At 35.2% G+C, this 16,804-nt stretch carries 14 protein-coding genes and 3 pseudogenes; 13 read left to right on the top strand and 4 right to left on the bottom strand.

Going from position 1 to position 16,804, the window contains the following annotated elements:
- Positions 1-88: 88 nt before the first annotated feature.
- On the bottom strand, positions 89-829 hold the full coding sequence (locus HT720_RS02150) for an amino acid ABC transporter ATP-binding protein (protein ID WP_001096327.1): 741 nt from the start codon (positions 827-829) through the stop codon (positions 89-91).
- Positions 829-2,994, bottom strand: a complete 2,166-nt coding sequence (locus HT720_RS02145; RefSeq protein ID WP_173274561.1) for an ABC transporter substrate-binding protein/permease — start codon at positions 2,992-2,994, stop codon at positions 829-831. The genes HT720_RS02150 and HT720_RS02145 overlap by 1 nt, the downstream gene beginning before the upstream one ends.
- A gap of 172 nt (positions 2,995-3,166) precedes the next feature.
- On the opposite strand from HT720_RS02145, the gene HT720_RS02140 reads away from it, so the two are divergent.
- From HT720_RS02140 to HT720_RS02115, 6 genes and pseudogenes are all read left to right on the top strand, one after another.
- The gene (locus tag HT720_RS02140; protein WP_173274560.1) at positions 3,167-4,120 is read left to right on the top strand and encodes a CPBP family intramembrane glutamic endopeptidase; all 954 of its coding nucleotides are present in this window, start codon (positions 3,167-3,169) and stop codon (positions 4,118-4,120) included.
- A 76-nt stretch (positions 4,121-4,196) separates the two neighbouring features.
- Entirely contained in the window at positions 4,197-6,185 is a 1,989-nt protein-coding gene (uvrB, locus tag HT720_RS02135) for an excinuclease ABC subunit UvrB (RefSeq protein WP_173212535.1), read from the top strand.
- 33 nt (positions 6,186-6,218) lie between these two features.
- Positions 6,219-8,240, top strand: a complete 2,022-nt coding sequence (locus tag HT720_RS02130) for a hypothetical protein (protein WP_173229445.1) — start codon at positions 6,219-6,221, stop codon at positions 8,238-8,240.
- 145 nt (positions 8,241-8,385) lie between these two features.
- Positions 8,386-8,853, top strand: a complete 468-nt coding sequence (locus tag HT720_RS02125) for an 8-oxo-dGTP diphosphatase (RefSeq protein WP_173217830.1) — start codon at positions 8,386-8,388, stop codon at positions 8,851-8,853.
- A 206-nt stretch (positions 8,854-9,059) separates the two neighbouring features.
- Positions 9,060-9,827, top strand: coding sequence for a class I SAM-dependent methyltransferase (locus HT720_RS02120; protein ID WP_050971369.1), 768 nt, complete (start codon positions 9,060-9,062; stop codon positions 9,825-9,827).
- 117 nt (positions 9,828-9,944) lie between these two features.
- Positions 9,945-10,097, top strand: a pseudogene (locus HT720_RS02115) (NUDIX hydrolase); the annotation flags it as partial.
- On the opposite strand, the pseudogene HT720_RS02110 reads toward HT720_RS02115, so the two are convergent.
- Positions 10,094-10,162: pseudogene (locus tag HT720_RS02110) on the bottom strand (DNA-binding transcriptional regulator); the annotation flags it as partial. The pseudogenes HT720_RS02115 and HT720_RS02110 overlap by 4 nt on opposite strands.
- A 144-nt stretch (positions 10,163-10,306) precedes the next feature.
- Between HT720_RS02110 and HT720_RS02105 the strand changes: the two are divergent.
- The 7 genes and pseudogenes from HT720_RS02105 to HT720_RS02075 all read left to right on the top strand — a co-directional run.
- Positions 10,307-11,281 (top strand): LacI family DNA-binding transcriptional regulator, encoded by a 975-nt coding sequence (locus HT720_RS02105; RefSeq protein WP_000207600.1) that lies wholly within the window; start codon positions 10,307-10,309, stop codon positions 11,279-11,281.
- Positions 11,281-12,192 carry a ribokinase gene (rbsK, locus tag HT720_RS02100; protein WP_050971368.1) on the top strand — a complete coding sequence of 304 codons (912 nt, stop codon included), beginning with the start codon at positions 11,281-11,283 and terminating at the stop codon, positions 12,190-12,192. The genes HT720_RS02105 and rbsK overlap by 1 nt, the downstream gene beginning before the upstream one ends.
- Positions 12,167-12,565 (top strand): D-ribose pyranase, encoded by a 399-nt coding sequence (rbsD, locus tag HT720_RS02095; protein WP_050971367.1) that lies wholly within the window; start codon positions 12,167-12,169, stop codon positions 12,563-12,565. The genes rbsK and rbsD overlap by 26 nt, the downstream gene beginning before the upstream one ends.
- A gap of 13 nt (positions 12,566-12,578) precedes the next feature.
- Complete coding sequence (locus HT720_RS02090) at positions 12,579-14,057, top strand: sugar ABC transporter ATP-binding protein (protein ID WP_050971366.1); 1,479 nt, start codon at positions 12,579-12,581, stop codon at positions 14,055-14,057.
- A 1-nt stretch (position 14,058) separates the two neighbouring features.
- Positions 14,059-15,003: a ribose ABC transporter permease gene (gene rbsC / locus HT720_RS02085; RefSeq protein ID WP_119943467.1), complete on the top strand. Its 945-nt coding sequence runs from the start codon at positions 14,059-14,061 to the stop codon at positions 15,001-15,003.
- Between the two features lie 103 nt (positions 15,004-15,106).
- A complete protein-coding gene (locus HT720_RS02080; protein WP_054392844.1) occupies positions 15,107-16,072 on the top strand; it encodes a substrate-binding domain-containing protein in 966 nt (321 codons plus the stop codon).
- Positions 16,073-16,149: 77 nt separating this feature from the next.
- Positions 16,150-16,290, top strand: a pseudogene (locus HT720_RS02075) (NUDIX hydrolase); the annotation flags it as partial.
- Here HT720_RS02075 and HT720_RS02070 read toward each other — a convergent pair.
- The gene (locus tag HT720_RS02070; protein WP_000159189.1) at positions 16,287-16,802 is read right to left on the bottom strand and encodes a transcription repressor NadR; all 516 of its coding nucleotides are present in this window, start codon (positions 16,800-16,802) and stop codon (positions 16,287-16,289) included. The pseudogene HT720_RS02075 and the gene HT720_RS02070 overlap by 4 nt on opposite strands.
- Positions 16,803-16,804 lie beyond the last annotated feature (2 nt).

Genomic DNA, 16,804 nt, shown 5'->3' with positions numbered 1-16,804 from the left:
AAACTTAATTCTAACATAATTTTCCGAAAAATCAAAAATTCCAATACGAGGTAGAAAAAAACTGCAAGGAAATCCTTACAGTTTGCGTTTAAACGTTTAAGACCTTGTCCAAGAAATCTTTCAGACGTGGGTGTTGTGGGTTGTCAAAGATTTGATCAGGTGTCCCATCTTCAAGGAATTCACCGTCCGCAGTAAAGATAACACGGTTGGCAACCTGACGGGCAAATCCCATCTCGTGGGTTACAATGATCATGGTCATGCCTTGCTTAGCCAATTCCTTCATAACGTTTAGTACGTCTCCGACCATCTCAGGGTCAAGGGCAGAAGTTGGTTCATCAAAGAGCATGATGTCTGGATTCATTGCAAGTCCACGAGCGATGGCCACACGTTGTTTTTGACCACCTGACAGGCTATCTGGACAGGCCTTAGCCTTATCTGCTAGTCCAACCTTGTCAAGCAACTCCATTCCCAATTTTTCAGCTTCTTCCTTAGTCATCAACTTGTGCTCAATAGGAGCAAAGGTGATGTTGTCTAATACAGACATGTGTGGGAAAAGGTTGAAGTGTTGGAAAACCATTCCGATATTTTCACGGACATGGTCAACATTGGTTGTTTTTTCAGTTAAGTCATAACCGTTCACAGTGATGTGACCGCTAGTGACTTCTTCTAAAAGATTGAGGCTACGGAGGAAAGTTGACTTACCAGAACCTGAAGGACCGATGATACAGACAACATCTCCTTCATAGAACTTAGTCGTAATTCCTTTTAGGACTTCATTTTTTCCGTAGCTTTTGTGTAAATCATTTACATCAATTTTTAATTTTGCCATTAACGAATCCTCTTTTCTAAGCGTTTCGCTAGTTTAGTCAAAAGCGTGATAATTACAAGATAGAAGATAGCAAGGATTGCATACATCTTGAAACTTTGGTAGTTACGGGCGATGATAATCTTACCAGTTTGGAAGAGTTCCACCAAACCGATAGCAGATACGATGGTTGTATCTTTAAGAGCGATAACGAATTGGTTAACAAAGTTTGGCAACATCAATTTAGTTGCTTGTGGCAAGATAATCTTACGCATGGTTTTTCCATAAGAGATACCCAAGCTTCGGCTGGCTTCCATTTGTCCAACAGGAACGGCCTGAATACCACCACGAACGATTTCAGCGATATAAGCCGCTGCATTGAGTGAGAGGGCAATGGTACCGGCTACGAAGTCGTTAATTGGACTTTGTTGGCCTGTGATAGACTCGATGAAGTTTGGAATTCCCCAGAAGATGAAGGCTGCAAGAATCATCAATGGAATACCACGGATAACGTCAACGAAAATCTCAGAGATCACACGAAGAGATTTGTAGGGGCTAACGCTGAACATACCGAAGATAATCCCGATGACAATGGCAATAGCAAATGAGATAAGAGCTAGAGCAAGAGTGATACCAAGCCCACTAAGGAGTTGTTTATAGTTATTTTGAAGCAAGCCCCAGATAGTTGTCTCATCAACAGTGCTTGTTGAAGCAGTTGAAGACTCACTAGCTAGGTATTTATCAAGAATCTTTTGGAATTCTCCGTTTGCTTTAAGGTTTGCGAGTCCGTTGTTGAACATTTCAATCAATTCTGGATTTGTGCCTTTTTTAACGGCAAAGGCTGTTTCACCGATTGGAGTTCCAGCGATTGGAGTTTTCAATTTTTGTCCTTGGCTGATAGAATATTTGAGAACAGGTTCATCATCCATAACGGCATCAATGGCACCAGTGTTTAAACTGTCATACATTGACGAACCATCAGCGAAGGTTTTGATTTTGTAGCCGTATTTGCTTTGATTTTCTGTTAGGAAGGTTTGAGAAGCAGTTCCGTTTTTAACACCAACTGTCTTCCCTTTCAAATCTTCATAAGAAGCAATGGTACTTGATTCTTTGACACCAAGGATAGTATTGGCTGTGTAGTATGATTCTGAGAAGTCAAAAGTTGCCTTACGAGCATCTGTGACAGACATACCAGCAATGATACCATCTGCTTGACCAGCTTGGACAGCACTGATAGCAGCATCAAAACCAGGGTTGATGATTTCAATTTCAAAACCTTGGTCTTTAGCGATTGCCTTAATCAATTCCATATCAATACCAGTGTATTGGTTGCTTGAATTTTGGAAAACAAAAGGTGCAAAAGAAGAATCGCTGGCAATGATGTATTTAGCTTTAACAGGAATAGCTTTTAAGCCTGCAAGAGTAGTTGTAGTTGGCACTGCTGAAGACGATGAAGCAGTCCATTTCTTGATGATTTTATCAAGACTACCATCTTTTTTCATTTCAGCTAAGGCTTGGTTAAATTCAGTGACTAAGTGCTCGTATTTGCTACCTTTTTTAACACCGAAAGCAAAGCTACCTACAGCTTCACCATCCATTTCAATATGGAGGTCTTGACCTTGGTTAATGGCATATTCGATAACAGGTTTGTCATCCATCATAGCATCAATGGCACCAGCACTCAAGCTGTTGTTCATCAAATCACTAGTGTCAAATGTTTTAATAGTAAAGCCGTATTTATCTTTGATTGTTTCAAGAAAACGTTGAGCAGCAGTTCCGTTTTTAACACCAACGGTTTTGCCAGTTAATTGGTCATATTTACTAATCTTGTGTGATTTTGTAGTAGCAATGACAACTTTTGTATCATAGTAAGTATCAGACATGGTGAAGACTTTTTCACGTTCTTTCGTCTTTGTCATCCCTGCCATGATGGCATCAGCTTGCCCAGCTTGAACCGCATTGACCGCTGCATCAAATCCAGGATAGGACATCTGAATATTCCATCCTTTAATCTCTGCGACTTTGTTAATAATGTCAACATCAATTCCTTTATAAGTTTGATCTGAATCTTTAAACTCAAAAGGTGCATAGGCGGTATCAGAAACAATCTTAATCGTTTCAGCTTTTGCAATACCTAATGAGAAAATTGGGAATAAAATTAGCAAAAATGCTAGAAATTTTTTCTTCATTTTTAGTCTCCTTTTCCGAATATTTTCCCATTATATCAGAAAAAGTAAAAAAAGGCAAATTTTTATATTTCTGTGTTAGAAAATATAACATCCATAATTCTTGTTTTGTCTTGAATCACACAACAGAAGTGCTATAATAAAGGTATATCATATAGTAAAAGAGGATAAAGTTATGAAAGACAAAAGAATCTTAAAAGACTTTGAAACTTCTAAAATGAGTTTAAACATTTACACAAGCCCCTTGTTAGCTCTATTTTTCGTCTATATATCTGAGTTCATATCTTCTCTATTTTTTGGCCTTAGTTTTTTAGCATTGATCGGGCTATTTAGCAATCTTGGTATGGGTGGTCAAAGAATTGCAGATTTCCTTCAAATGTTATTTCAGAATTTATCTGATAAATCAAGTGACATCCATTTGATATTTGAATTACTGTCCTTTGCTTTTATCATCTTAACTGTGTTTAGATGGACTAGAAAAGTTGAGAAAAGACCGATTCGAACCTTGGGATTTTATAAAGAAAATTTTTTAAGTGCCTTATTTAAAGGATACGGTCTTGGTCTATCCCTCTTTATACTTGCTTTGGCTGGACTAGTAGTGTTGGGGCAGTATCAATTTGACTCCATTCACTTGGATACTTATTCGCTAGCTTTTACTTTATTTACAATACCTTTTTGGATTTTACAGGGAACGGCAGAAGAATTGGTTACTCGTGCTTGGTTGATTCCACAATTGGCTAAGAGAACCAATCTTAAAGTCGCTATTATCATATCTAGTAGTCTCTTTACCTTACTTCATTTAGGAAATTCAGGCATAACCTTCTTATCTGCAATTGATCTCTTTTTATTTGGGGTTGCCATGTCTCTATATCTTCTTAAAACAGATACTATATGGGGTATAGGTGGTATTCATGGAGCTTGGAATTTCGCACAGGGAAACCTCTTTGGAGTATTAGTTAGTGGTCAGTCTTCAGGAACATCAATCATGAAATTTACTCCACAAGGCAATCAAGACTGGCTATCTGGTGGGTCTTTTGGTATTGAGGGTTCCATCGTGTCCAGTATTATTTTGTTTCTGCTGATTCTTTATCTCGCTTATCAATTAAAGAAAGAAAATGAAAGGATGTGACTTCGGTCCGTCCTTTTCTTCGTGAAAATGCTACAAGTATGCTAAAATAGGAATAGCACATCGAGAGAGGATTCTTATGATCAATCGCATTACAGATAATCAATTTAAACTAGTATCAAAATATCAACCATCAGGAGATCAACCACAAGCTATCGAACAGTTGGTTGATAACATTGAGGGTGGAGAAAAAGCTCAGATTCTGATGGGGGCGACCGGAACAGGGAAGACCTATACCATGAGTCAGGTCATTTCCAAAGTCAATAAACCAACTCTGGTTATTGCCCACAATAAAACTCTAGCAGGCCAGCTCTATGGGGAGTTTAAGGAATTTTTCCCTGAAAATGCAGTTGAGTACTTTGTGTCTTACTATGATTATTACCAACCTGAGGCCTATGTACCTTCTAGCGATACTTACATTGAGAAGGACAGTTCTGTCAACGATGAGATTGATAAGCTACGCCACTCAGCTACCTCAGCTCTTCTGGAGCGTAATGATGTTATTGTAGTGGCCTCAGTCTCTTGTATCTATGGTTTGGGTTCGCCCAAGGAATACGCTGATAGTGTCGTTAGTCTCCGTCCAGGTCTTGAAATTTCTCGTGATAAACTCTTAAATGACTTGGTTGATATCCAGTTTGAACGCAATGATATTGATTTCCAACGGGGAAGATTTCGAGTTCGTGGGGATGTGGTAGAGATTTTCCCAGCTTCCCGTGATGAACACGCTTTTCGAGTAGAATTCTTTGGAGACGAAATTGACCGTATTCGTGAAGTTGAGGCCCTGACTGGTCAGGTCTTGGGAGAAGTGGATCATTTAGCGATTTTCCCTGCGACTCACTTTGTGACCAATGACGACCACATGGAAGTTGCCATTGCCAAGATTCAAGCAGAATTAGAAGAGCAACTAGCTGTCTTTGAAAAGGAAGGCAAATTGCTTGAAGCCCAGCGCTTGAAACAACGGACAGAGTACGATATCGAAATGCTGCGTGAGATGGGCTACACCAACGGGGTTGAAAACTATTCACGCCACATGGATGGACGTAGTGAGGGTGAGCCTCCTTATACGCTCTTAGATTTCTTCCCAGATGATTTCTTAATCATGATTGATGAGAGCCACATGACCATGGGACAAATCAAAGGCATGTACAATGGAGACCGTTCTCGTAAGGAAATGCTGGTGAATTATGGTTTCCGCTTGCCGTCTGCTCTGGACAATCGTCCTCTCCGTCGGGAGGAGTTTGAGAGTCATGTCCATCAGATTGTTTACGTATCAGCGACACCTGGTGACTATGAAAATGAACAGACTGAGACAGTGATTGAGCAAATCATTCGTCCGACAGGGCTATTGGATCCTGAGGTGGAAGTACGTCCGACAATGGGACAGATTGATGACCTCTTAGGTGAAATCAATGCCCGTGTTGAAAAGAACGAACGTACCTTTATTACAACCTTGACCAAGAAAATGGCAGAAGATTTGACCGACTACTTTAAGGAAATGGGCATCAAGGTCAAGTACATGCACTCGGATATTAAGACCTTGGAACGGACGGAGATAATTCGTGACCTACGCTTGGGTGTCTTTGATGTCTTGGTCGGAATCAACCTGCTCCGTGAAGGAATTGACGTTCCTGAAGTGAGCCTCGTAGCGATTCTCGATGCTGACAAGGAAGGTTTCCTTCGTAATGAACGTGGCCTTATCCAGACCATTGGACGTGCTGCCCGTAACAGTGAAGGCCATGTCATCATGTATGCGGACACGATGACTCAGTCTATGCAACGTGCCATCGATGAAACGGCCCGCCGTCGCAAAATCCAGATGGCCTATAATGAAGAACATGGTATCGTGCCACAAACCATTAAGAAAGAAATTCGTGACTTGATTGCCGTGACTAAGGCAGTTGCCAAGGAAGAGGACAAGGAAGTCGACATCAACAGCCTCAACAAACAAGAGCGCAAAGAACTAGTTAAGAAACTCGAAAAACAAATGCAAGAAGCCGTCGAAGTGCTTGACTTTGAACTAGCAGCTCAGATTCGAGATATGATGCTGGAAGTCAAGGCGTTGGATTAAGGTCTGAAATATTAATAAAATAGGAGATTAGAAATGATTAGTCAAGTTAATAAACTAGCATCTTATGCTACGTATCGTCAGTTATACAATGATGGAAAAAAAGATACATATTTTGTAATATCAAGGTTCATCGAACACGTTATATTGAGCAATGAATTGAATAGTTTTAATGTTGAAAAAATATCATCATTATTAAACGAAAATTTCGGATTTAATATTCCTAGCTATGTTATCCAATCGTCTATCAAAAGAATAGAATTTGTATCCAAAAAAGATGGACAATTTTTAGTTAGCAGAGAGAATATCTCTTTGGATAGTGAAATTAAAGAAGAATTAGAAGAATATGATTTGAAAAGTCGTGCATTGATGTCAAGTCTTATAAAATATGTTAAGAATGAGAAAGATAAGGATCAAGAAATAAGTGAGGAAAAGTTAACAAGAGAATTCACTTCTTTTTTGTTAGATGATTCGTTTAATGGAGACTATTCAAGTATTATTAGTAAGTTTATTATTGAAAATGATACAGATGTAAATTTTCTTAAAAATATTAATCAAATAAAAGAAGGAGCCGTTCTGTTCTCAGGAATTAATTATACTAGTGATATTAGTAAATTAACATGGAAAAATAACATTAATTTATATGTTGAAACGGAAATATTATTTCATTTAGCTGGGTACAATGGTATTTTCTTCCAGAAATTAGCTAATGATATGTTTCAATTAATTAATGAAATGAATCAAAAAAATAACAAACGAATTATTTCAATACGGTATTATAAAGAAGTTAGCGAAGATATAGACCATTTCTTCGGAACTGCAGAAGAAATAGTAAAAGGTAATAAAATTGTTGATATTGGAAATGTTGCAATGGATGAGATTGTAAGAGATTGTTCAACTCCAGCTGATGTGGTAAACAAACGTTCAAGATTTACAAATATATTGAAGCGATATTCTATTTCAGAAGCCGATTCATTAAACTATTATTCTCCAGAGTATCATAATTTTAATATTGAGAGTCAAAAAATTGTAGAGAAGTATGGTTTAGCTACTGAGAATAAGGAAAAATACTTAAAACACTTAAACTATACAAATATTTTAAGAAAGAAGGATGATATTAATTCTGAAAATTTATCTTTGAAAGAATCAAAGCATCTAGTCATCACTGAAGTTGGAAAAATTTTACAAATGGCTAATGATTTTAATAAAGAGAATGAAGATTTTAATGCTCCTCTCGCAATCAGTATGTCATCATTAACTAATCGCTTATGGTTTGATTTGAATAAAGGATTTGGTTCGGAGTATTTGCCTTCGACGTTTAATATATTAGAAAAGTCTAGATTGGTATTATCTAATATTTTAACTCAAACAGTTGCTAAACAATATGATAAAGTAAAAGAAAGTTATAAAAAAGGAGAGTTGTCAGAAGACGACTTAAATGAGAATATTATTGAACTGCGTAAAAAAATGATGAAACCGGAGGATATAGATCGGGATCAATTAAATAACATTGATGATATTATTAATCCAAATGGATTAGAAATATATAAGTCCGGAAAGGAGAGATTAGAAAAGAAAGTAAAAAAATTGGAATATGATAATAAGGTTAGAGAATTAGATAGACAAAAGGTAGTTGAAGAGAAAAAGCGTGCCGAGAAAGAGGTGGAGAACAGTAAGAAAGAAATTATTAGAATTTCTAATGAGAAAAAAATACAGGTTCAAAAAAGAATTAATGATATAGAGGCTAGAAAAGATAATGCTGATAAAAAGGTCGCAGGAAGTATTAAGTTCATAAGAAGATTAACAACAATAGTTTTGATTTTAATAGTTCTATTATTTATTTATATAGGCAATAAGTGTAATTTTGATATTTTAACTTATATAATAACTGTGTTCCCTCTCATAGGAATTACAATGACAATGTATACTGGTCAAAAATTTGAATCTCTTAATATGATTAATAAAATGCTTTCTAGAATAGAAGAATATTTAAAAAGTAAAGTTTATAAAGAATATAATATTAATTTAGAAGAGTTAGAAGAACTAAAAAAGATTTAATAGCTACTGATTAAAGAATTGAAGAAGCGAAAATTTGTATTTAAAATTATGATGAATACATTAATATTCTGACTTGCTTTTATCATGAAATCCAAAATAAAATACTATAAATATATGTTTTAAACATTAGAAAGCGAGTAAATTTATGTCCCGTTCCCAATTAACGATTTTAACAAATATTTGTCTGATTGAAGACCTCGAAACCCAGCGCGTGGTGATGCAGTATCGCTCTCCTGAAACCAATCGCTGGTCTGGTTATGCATTTCCTGGAGGTCATATTGAAAATGGTGAGGCTTTTGCGGAGTCTGTCATTCGTGAAATATATGAAGAAACAGGGTTGACTATCCAAAATCCTCAACTTGTCGGCATTAAAAATTGGCCACTGGATACAGGTGGGCGCTACATTGTCATTTGTTATAAGGCGACTGAGTTCTCTGGTACCCTTCAATCCTCAGAAGAGGGAGAAGTTTCTTGGGTGCAAAAAGACCAGATTACAAACTTGGATCTGGCCTATGATATGTTACCCTTGATGGAGATGATGGAAGCTCCGAACAAGTCAGAGTTTTTCTACCGTCATCGTACAGAAGATGGCTGGGAGAAAGAAACTTTTTAGTTCTATGATTAGTCTATAGGTGTTATCTTTTAAAGTAAGGTACTGAAATATAGGCTAAGTATGGTGGTGTAAGTCAACTGAATATCTCTAAATTTCTTATTATTCTTTTCGACCTATATTTTGAACAATCTCCACCTTCAATTTTGAAATCGGAGATTGTTTTATTTTATGGTATAATCTTAAAATATGAAAGGAAGGACTAGAAAATGGATGATAAAGTAATTGAACAATATGCAAAACAAGATAATCTTGATATTAGAGTAAAAATACATAAGAAGTATTCAAAAAATAAATTAGGATTTAACAATTGGATATTTTCCAACTACCAAATCACTGATGAAGTAAAGGTTCTAGAATTGGGATGTGGTACAGGAGAACTGTGGAAAAGTAACAGTGATTCTATAGATAAAATGAAGCAGTTGGTTATTACAGATTTTTCTAAAGATATGGTGAAAACAACGAGATCAGTGATTGGAAATAGAGACAATGTTAACTATGAAATAATGGATATTCAAAAGATTTCTTTTGAGGATGAAACGTTTGATATTGTTATTGCTAATATGCTTCTACATCATGTAAATGATATTCCTAAAGCGCTCTCTGAGGTGAATAGAGTCTTAAAAACAGGCGGAATTTTTTACTGTGCTACATTTGGTGAAAATGGAGTTGTAGATTATTTGGCAAGCTTATTTAAAGATGAGGTCAATCAAGATTTGGAAAATAAAACTTTTACTTTACAAAATGGTAAAAGGTACCTGAGTAGGTGTTTTAACTCTGTCGATACATTGCTCTATGATGATGAGTTACAGGTAACTAGTATAGATGACCTAGTTAAATACATCCAATCCTTTAAAGGAATTTCAGAAATAGGTTCGCTAGAAGAGGAAATAATTCGTAAAAGGTTGGAAACTGAGTTTAATAATGGTATGTTGATTATTCCTAAAGAATATGGAATGTTTATCGCTCGAAAATAAAGTTAAGGGAAAGAATTGTGAAAAATTATGGAGAAGCTTTTCGATATAAAATCAAGCGGATAGTCTTTAGAGCATGCTATAGCTGATTCTATATAAAAATCTCAATCTTTTGGATTTGGAGAAGTTTCTTGGGTGCAAAAAGACCAGATTCCAAACTTGGATCTGGACTATGATATGTTACCTTTGATGGAGATGATGGAAGCTCCTGACAAATCAGAGTTTTTCTACCGTCATCGTACAGAAGACGATTGGGAAAAGAAAATTTTCTAGTCTTTTACTAAATAACCAAGTTGGTCCAAGGCCTCCTCGATATAGTGGAGGCCTTGTTGTATTTCCTGTATAATAGTAATAATGGATTTGGAAAAAATATATGTACTCTGAAATAAATTTAAAATATTTTTAGAAAAGTATTGACAAATCAAAAGAAAACGTTTACTATAGAATAAGGGAACGGTTCCACAACGTAAGAAGGAGGAATGATGACTACAATAAAACAGGTTGCTGAAGAAGCTGGAGTATCAAAATCAACGGTTTCAAGATATATATCAAAAAAAGGTTATGTTGGAGATGATGCGAGAGAGAAAATAAAAAATGCGATTAAAAAATTAAATTACACACCAAATGTATTAGCACAATCTTTGAAAACCAAAAAAAACCAAATGGTGGGACTCTTATTGCCAGATATTTCAAATCCCTTCTTCCCAAGATTGGTTCGAGGAGCTGAATCATATTTGAAAGATAAAGGTTATAGAATTATGGTTGGTACGATTTCAGACCAAGAATCTTTGAGTGAATATGTTAATTTACTGTTGAAAACAAATGCTGCTGGAATTATTACTACACATGACTTCACAAAAGAATATCCAGATTTATCATTACCTGTTGTTGTGGTTGATCGAATTAGTAAAGATACAGGTTACGGTGTTTTTTCTGATAATCAGTCAGGTGGTCGTTTGGCTGCTGAAGCAATCTGTAATGCAGGTGCTAAACAAGTTCTGATTATTAAAGTTTTAGATGATAAAGCCGAGAATATCGCGGAACGGTTTGAAGCAAGTTTAAACTATTTGAGGAATAAATCTTTAGAAATTTGTATTGAAGAAAGTGAAACGTTTGACTTTGAAAAAATTCAAAAAGAAGCTAAAGAGAATCTAAAAAGAAATCCCAATATCGATAGTATTATAGCACCTTCAGATATTCATGCGATAGCTTATATTCATGAAATTTTAGCAATTGGTAAAAAAATTCCAGATGATATTCAAATCATTGGTTATGACGATATTGTACTTAGTCAATTTATTTACCCTTCTTTATCAACTATTCACCAATCATCATATAAAATGGGAGAACAGGCTGCAAAGCTAATCTATAATATGGCAAATAAGTTCTCTATAGATGAAGCTAAAATTAAACTACCTGTTAGATACGTAGAAAGAAATACATTAAGGAGAAAGTAATGAGTAAAATTGTTGTTGTTGGAAGTATTTCAATGGACTTAGTTATGAGAACAAAAAGGATTCCAGAAGGAGGTGAAACGATTTTTGGGGATTCATTTAATATAGTTCCAGGTGGAAAAGGTGCAAATCAAGCTGTAGCTATTGGTAGATTATCCAGTGTAGAAGATAATATTTACATATTTGGAAACGTCGGAGAAGATATTTTTTCAGAAGATTTACTAAGTAATTTGCAAAATAATAATATTTCTACAGAACATGTGGGAACGGTACCACAATCTACAGGAGCTGCACAAATTACTTTATATGGAGGTGATAATAGGATTATTTATTATCCCGGAGCGAATAATTTAGTTAAAACAAATGATTGGAAAAATGAGTGGGAATTGATTAGTGATGCAAGTATTGTTGTATTACAGAATGAAATACCACATGAAGCCAACCTATCTATAGCTAAATTTTGTCAAGAAAATCAAGTTAAGGTGCTTTACAATCCTGCACCAGCTAGAGAAACAGACATAGAGATGATTCCTTTTTGTGATTTTATTACTCCTAATGAGCATGAATGTTCAGAGCTTTTTCCAGATAAGAAATTAGAAGAAATTATTAAAATTTATCCTAATAAAATGATTGTGACATTAGGAGTTGAAGGTTCTATTTATTATGATGGGACAGCAGTTCAGAAGATTCCTGCTATAAAAGCAGAAGTAGTTGATACTACAGGAGCAGGAGATACGTTTAATGGTGCTTTTGCTTATGCTATCTCAAAAGGAAAAGAGATGAATGTTGCATTGTCCTTTGCAACGATTGCTTCACATCTTTCTGTTCAAAGATTTGGAGCGCAAGGAGGCATGCCGAGTTTGAAAGAAATAAAGGAGCATTCAGGATATGAAGAAATATGGGATTTTAAATAGTAATATAGCAAAACTAGCTGATGATTTAGGTCATATGGATTTGGTTTGTATCGGAGATTTAGGATTGCCAGTTCCAAAAGGTGTTGATAAAATTGATTTAGCATTAAGAAAAGGTAGTCCAAGTTTTTTAGAGGTTTTAAAAGAATATTCAGATCATGTACTTATTGAAAAAATTTTCTTAGCAGAAGAAATTAAGGAAAAAAACAAAGAACAGTGGCATGCAGTTCTAGATCTTTTAGGATCGAATATAATTATTGAATATATTAGTCATGAAGAATTGAAAGCTATGAATACTAAAGTTAAAGCAGTTATTCGCACTGGGGAAGATACACCATATTCGAATATAATCTTGCAATCAGGAGTTATTATTTAGAAGGGGGTTGCCTATGAAAATTGAAATGAAGAACATTTCAAAATCTTTTGGGAATAATCGTGTTTTAGAAAGTATTGATTTGGTTCTTAATTCAGGAGAAGTTCATGCTTTAATGGGGGAGAATGGTGCAGGCAAATCAACCTTAATGAATATTTTAACTGGACTTTTTCCAGCTACTTCAGGAACTATTTTTATTGATGGAAAAGAAAAAACATTTTCTAATCCTCAAGAGGCAGAACGGTTTGGATTGAGTTTTATTCATCAAGAAATGAATACTTGGCCAGATATGACTGTACTTGATAATCTTTTTTTAGGAAGAGAAATAAAAAATTCGATTGGGTTTCTAGATAAGGCTAGTATGGAAAGGAAAGCTAAAGAAGCATTTAAACGTCTTAATATCTCTATTCCTCTCGATGCAATCATTGGTCAATTATCAGTCGGACAACAACAAATGATAGAAATAGCAAAATGTTTATTATCAGAAGTTTCCTTGTTAATTATGGATGAACCCACAGCAGCTTTAACTGATCGTGAAACTGAAACACTTTTTAAAGTGATAGAAGGATTAAAATCTGATGGTGTAGGTATTGTGTATATTTCGCATCGGATGGAAGAAATCTTTAAGATTACAGATCTTATAACTGTTATGAGGGATGGGTTTGTAATTGATACTAAGAAAACGAAGTTAACTAATGCGGATGAATTAGTTCAGAAGATGGTAGGTCGTGAATTAGAAGATTATTATCCAGAAAAAAAGGCTGATATTGGGAATATTGTTTTTCAAGCTAAGAATCTTTCTGGTGATGCTTTTACGGATATTTCTTTCTATGTACGTCAAGGGGAAATTCTTGGTTTTTCTGGTTTGATGGGTGCTGGTCGTACTGAAATAATGCGAGCAATTTTTGGAATTGATTCTTTAAAATCTGGTCAAATTATAATAAACGAAGAACAACTGATAATTAAAAATCCTTTTGAAGCAATTAAGCATGGAATTGGTTTCTTAACAGAAGATCGTAAAGACGAGGGATTGATTTTAGATTTTTCTATTAAAGATAATATGACTTTACCTAGTACTCGTGATTTTGTTAAAAATGGTATTTTTGATAATAAAACAAGTGATATATTTGTACAACGTTTAATTGATAGGCTACGAATTAAATCAGGTTATCCAGATAAGGAAGTTGGAACACTTTCTGGTGGTAACCAACAGAAAGTAGTTTTAGCAAAATGGATAGGTATTGCACCAAAAGTACTGATTTTAGATGAGCCAACTCGTGGGGTAGATGTTGGAGCTAAGCGTGAAATTTACCAATTAATGAATGAATTGGCTGAACGAGGTGTACCGATTATTATGGTCTCTTCAGATTTACCAGAAGTGATTGGAGTCAGTGATCGCATTATGGTCATGCATGAAGGTAGAATTAGTGGGGAATTAACACGTCGAGAAGCTACACAAGAAAAAGTTATGCAACTAGCTACAGGAGGACAATAGTGTGAAAAATACTATGAAGTATATGTCAGAATTGACAACAGTAATAGCATTGATAATTTTAATGGCTGTCATCACTATTATCAATTCAAATTTTTTAACAGCAAATAATTTGTTAAATTTACTATTGCAAGTAACATCAAATGCACTGATTGCTTTTGGAATGACTTTTGTTATTCTAACAGGTGGAATTGATTTATCAGTAGGATCAATTTTAGCCTTATCCAGTGCGCTAACAGCTGGTTTATTAGGATCTGGAATGCCTGTTGCGTTAGCAATTCTCATCTCTTTAATTTTGGGTTGCATTCTGGGGATGATGAATGGTTTATTGATTTCCTACGGGAAATTAGCTCCATTTATCGTTACTTTAGCAACTATGACTATTTTTAGAGGCGCAACACTTGTTTATACAAATGGGAATCCTATTACAAAAGGATTAAGTGATACATTCTTATTTCAATTTTTGGGGCAAGGTTACATAGTCGGAATTCCATTTCCTGTAATTATTATGTTTATTGTATTTATTGTTTTATATGTTTTACTTCATAAAACAGCATTTGGTAAATCTGTATATGCTATAGGGGGGAATGAAAAAGCAGCATATATATCAGGTGTGAAATTAAATAAAGTGAAAATTATCATTTATTCAATATCAGGTATGATGGCTTCAATTTCTGGATTAATTATAACATCACGCTTAAGTTCTGCTCAACCAACAGCAGGTGCTAGTTATGAAATGGATGCTATTGCAGCTGTTGTTCTTGGGGGAACCTCATTATCAGGAGGTAAAGGTCGTATACTGGGGACTCTAATAGGTGCTTTAATTATTGGAGTTTTGAATAATGGACTTAATATTATTGGTGTTTCAGCATTTTGGCAGCAAGTAGTAAAAGGAGTTGTAATTTTAATTGCTGTTCTGATTGATCGTTTTAAAGTTGTAAAACAGTAGAATCATTTTCAATTTTTTTGGAAATAGTAATAATTTATTAGATGACGAACAATAGTCGGGATGGAAACTATCCCTATAGATATATATTACGAGGAGTAATAACATGAAAATTATTAAAAAAATTAGCATTTTTGCTTTGTTTGTAACATTTATTTTTGCTTTAGTAGCTTGTGGAAAAACTGGTTTAGGAAATTCATCAAATGATAATAAATCTACGATTCAAAAGTCGGCAAAAGAATTAAAATTAGGAGTTTCTATTTCGACTACTAACAATCCCTATTTTGTAGCTATGAAAGATGGTCTTGAAAAAGCCGCAAGAGAAAAAGAAGTAACTTTGAAGATAGCAGATGCACAAGATGATGCTGCTAGACAAGCAGATGATATTCAAAATTTTATTAGTCAAAATGTAGATGCTTTACTAATTAATCCAGTTGATTCTGATGCAATTGTAACATCTATTAAAGCTGCTAATAATGCAAATATTCCAGTAATCTTAATTGACCGCGGTAGTAATGGCGGTGAAGTCTTGACAACTGTTGCTTCTGATAACGTAGAAGCAGGTAAAATGGCTGCAGAATTTATTACCAAGCAATTGGGAGAAAAAGCAAAAACTTTTGAATTATCAGGAGTCCCTGGCGCTTCTGCAACTGTAGATAGAGGTAAAGGATTTGAACAAATTTCAAAGACAAATTTAGATGTTCTTTCTAGTCAATCCGCTAATTTTGATCGCGCAAAAGCTTTGAATACAGCGCAAAATATGATTCAAGGAAACAAAGAAGTACAAGCAATCTTTGCACAGAATGATGAGATGGCGTTAGGAGCTGCACAAGCAGTAAAAGCAGCTGGCCTTAGCAATGTATTAATTGTTGGTATTGATGGTCAACCAGATGCACATGACGCTATTTCAAAAGGTGATATTACTGCCACTATTGCTCAGCAACCAGCTAAGATGGGTGAAATTGCTATTCAATCAGCAATCGATCATTATCAAGGGAAAAAACTGGAAAAAGAAACAGTTTCTCCAATTTATCTTGTGACTAAGGATAATGTTGATCAACATAACTGGTGATATATTTTTAGTAAGTAGGTGGTTGTTAATTTTCATTCAATGTAGTTTTTAAATATCATTGTTACTAATTGAGTTATTGGGTGCAAAAAGACCAGATTCCAAACTTGGATCTGGCCTATGATATGCTACCTTTGATGGAGATGATGGAAGCTCCGGACAAATCTGAATTTTTCTACCCTCGCCGTACAGAAGATGATTGGGAGAAGAAAATCTTCTAGTCTTTTACTAAATAACCTAGCTGATCCAAGGCCTCCTCAATATAGTGGAGGTCTTGTTGTGTTTCGGCTTCGACTAGGTGGTAATGGATACCATCTGTCAATTCAGATAGGGGTCTAAAGTCAGAATGCTCGACTTGTTCTAGAAAATGTTGCACATCTCTGCGACAAGACAGTTTTAGCAAGGTTTCAATTTCTCCATAAACGGGATGGTCAATCAAGGTATTTTGAACACGTCCACCATTATCTACGATAGCAAGGAGTTCTTGACCGATTTCTTCAACTTCATGTTTCACTTTGAAAAGTTTGTGGACGTATGGATTGACATCAACTTGCTTATAGACGTAGCCACGATTAGTGGATAGGATAGGAGCGCCATCGGCTCTTAAAATTGCAATGTCCTGTACAATGACCTGACGTGTGACATGAAAATGTTCCGCCAAACTTTGGCCATTAAGGGCTTTAGGAGCTTCTTTCAAGAGTTGGAGCAGGGCTTGTTTGCGATCTTTTGTCATAG

The sequence above is a fragment of the Streptococcus sp. 68 genome, from assembly GCF_013277415.1.
GTDB lineage: Bacteria > Bacillota > Bacilli > Lactobacillales > Streptococcaceae > Streptococcus.
Note: the sequence above shows the minus strand (reverse complement) of the source record. Positions and strands in the feature narration are given on the sequence as shown.

Excerpts from the sequence above, each read along its gene's own strand:
- HT720_RS02125 (WP_173217830.1), top strand. The coding sequence starts at position 8,386 with ATGTCCCGTTCCCAATTAACGATTTTAACAAATATTTGTCTGATTGAA.
- HT720_RS02140 (WP_173274560.1), top strand. The coding sequence starts at position 3,167 with ATGAAAGACAAAAGAATCTTAAAAGACTTTGAAACTTCTAAAATGAGT.
- HT720_RS02070 (WP_000159189.1), bottom strand. The coding sequence starts at position 16,802 with ATGACAAAAGATCGCAAACAAGCCCTGCTCCAACTCTTGAAAGAAGCT.
- HT720_RS02120 (WP_050971369.1), top strand. The coding sequence starts at position 9,060 with ATGGATGATAAAGTAATTGAACAATATGCAAAACAAGATAATCTTGAT.
- HT720_RS02150 (WP_001096327.1), bottom strand. The coding sequence starts at position 829 with ATGGCAAAATTAAAAATTGATGTAAATGATTTACACAAAAGCTACGGA.
- HT720_RS02145 (WP_173274561.1), bottom strand. The coding sequence starts at position 2,994 with ATGAAGAAAAAATTTCTAGCATTTTTGCTAATTTTATTCCCAATTTTC.
- HT720_RS02080 (WP_054392844.1), top strand. The coding sequence starts at position 15,107 with ATGAAAATTATTAAAAAAATTAGCATTTTTGCTTTGTTTGTAACATTT.
- HT720_RS02105 (WP_000207600.1), top strand. The coding sequence starts at position 10,307 with ATGACTACAATAAAACAGGTTGCTGAAGAAGCTGGAGTATCAAAATCA.
- uvrB (WP_173212535.1), top strand. The coding sequence starts at position 4,197 with ATGATCAATCGCATTACAGATAATCAATTTAAACTAGTATCAAAATAT.
- rbsD (WP_050971367.1), top strand. The coding sequence starts at position 12,167 with ATGAAGAAATATGGGATTTTAAATAGTAATATAGCAAAACTAGCTGAT.
- rbsK (WP_050971368.1), top strand. The coding sequence starts at position 11,281 with ATGAGTAAAATTGTTGTTGTTGGAAGTATTTCAATGGACTTAGTTATG.
- HT720_RS02090 (WP_050971366.1), top strand. The coding sequence starts at position 12,579 with ATGAAAATTGAAATGAAGAACATTTCAAAATCTTTTGGGAATAATCGT.
- HT720_RS02130 (WP_173229445.1), top strand. The coding sequence starts at position 6,219 with ATGATTAGTCAAGTTAATAAACTAGCATCTTATGCTACGTATCGTCAG.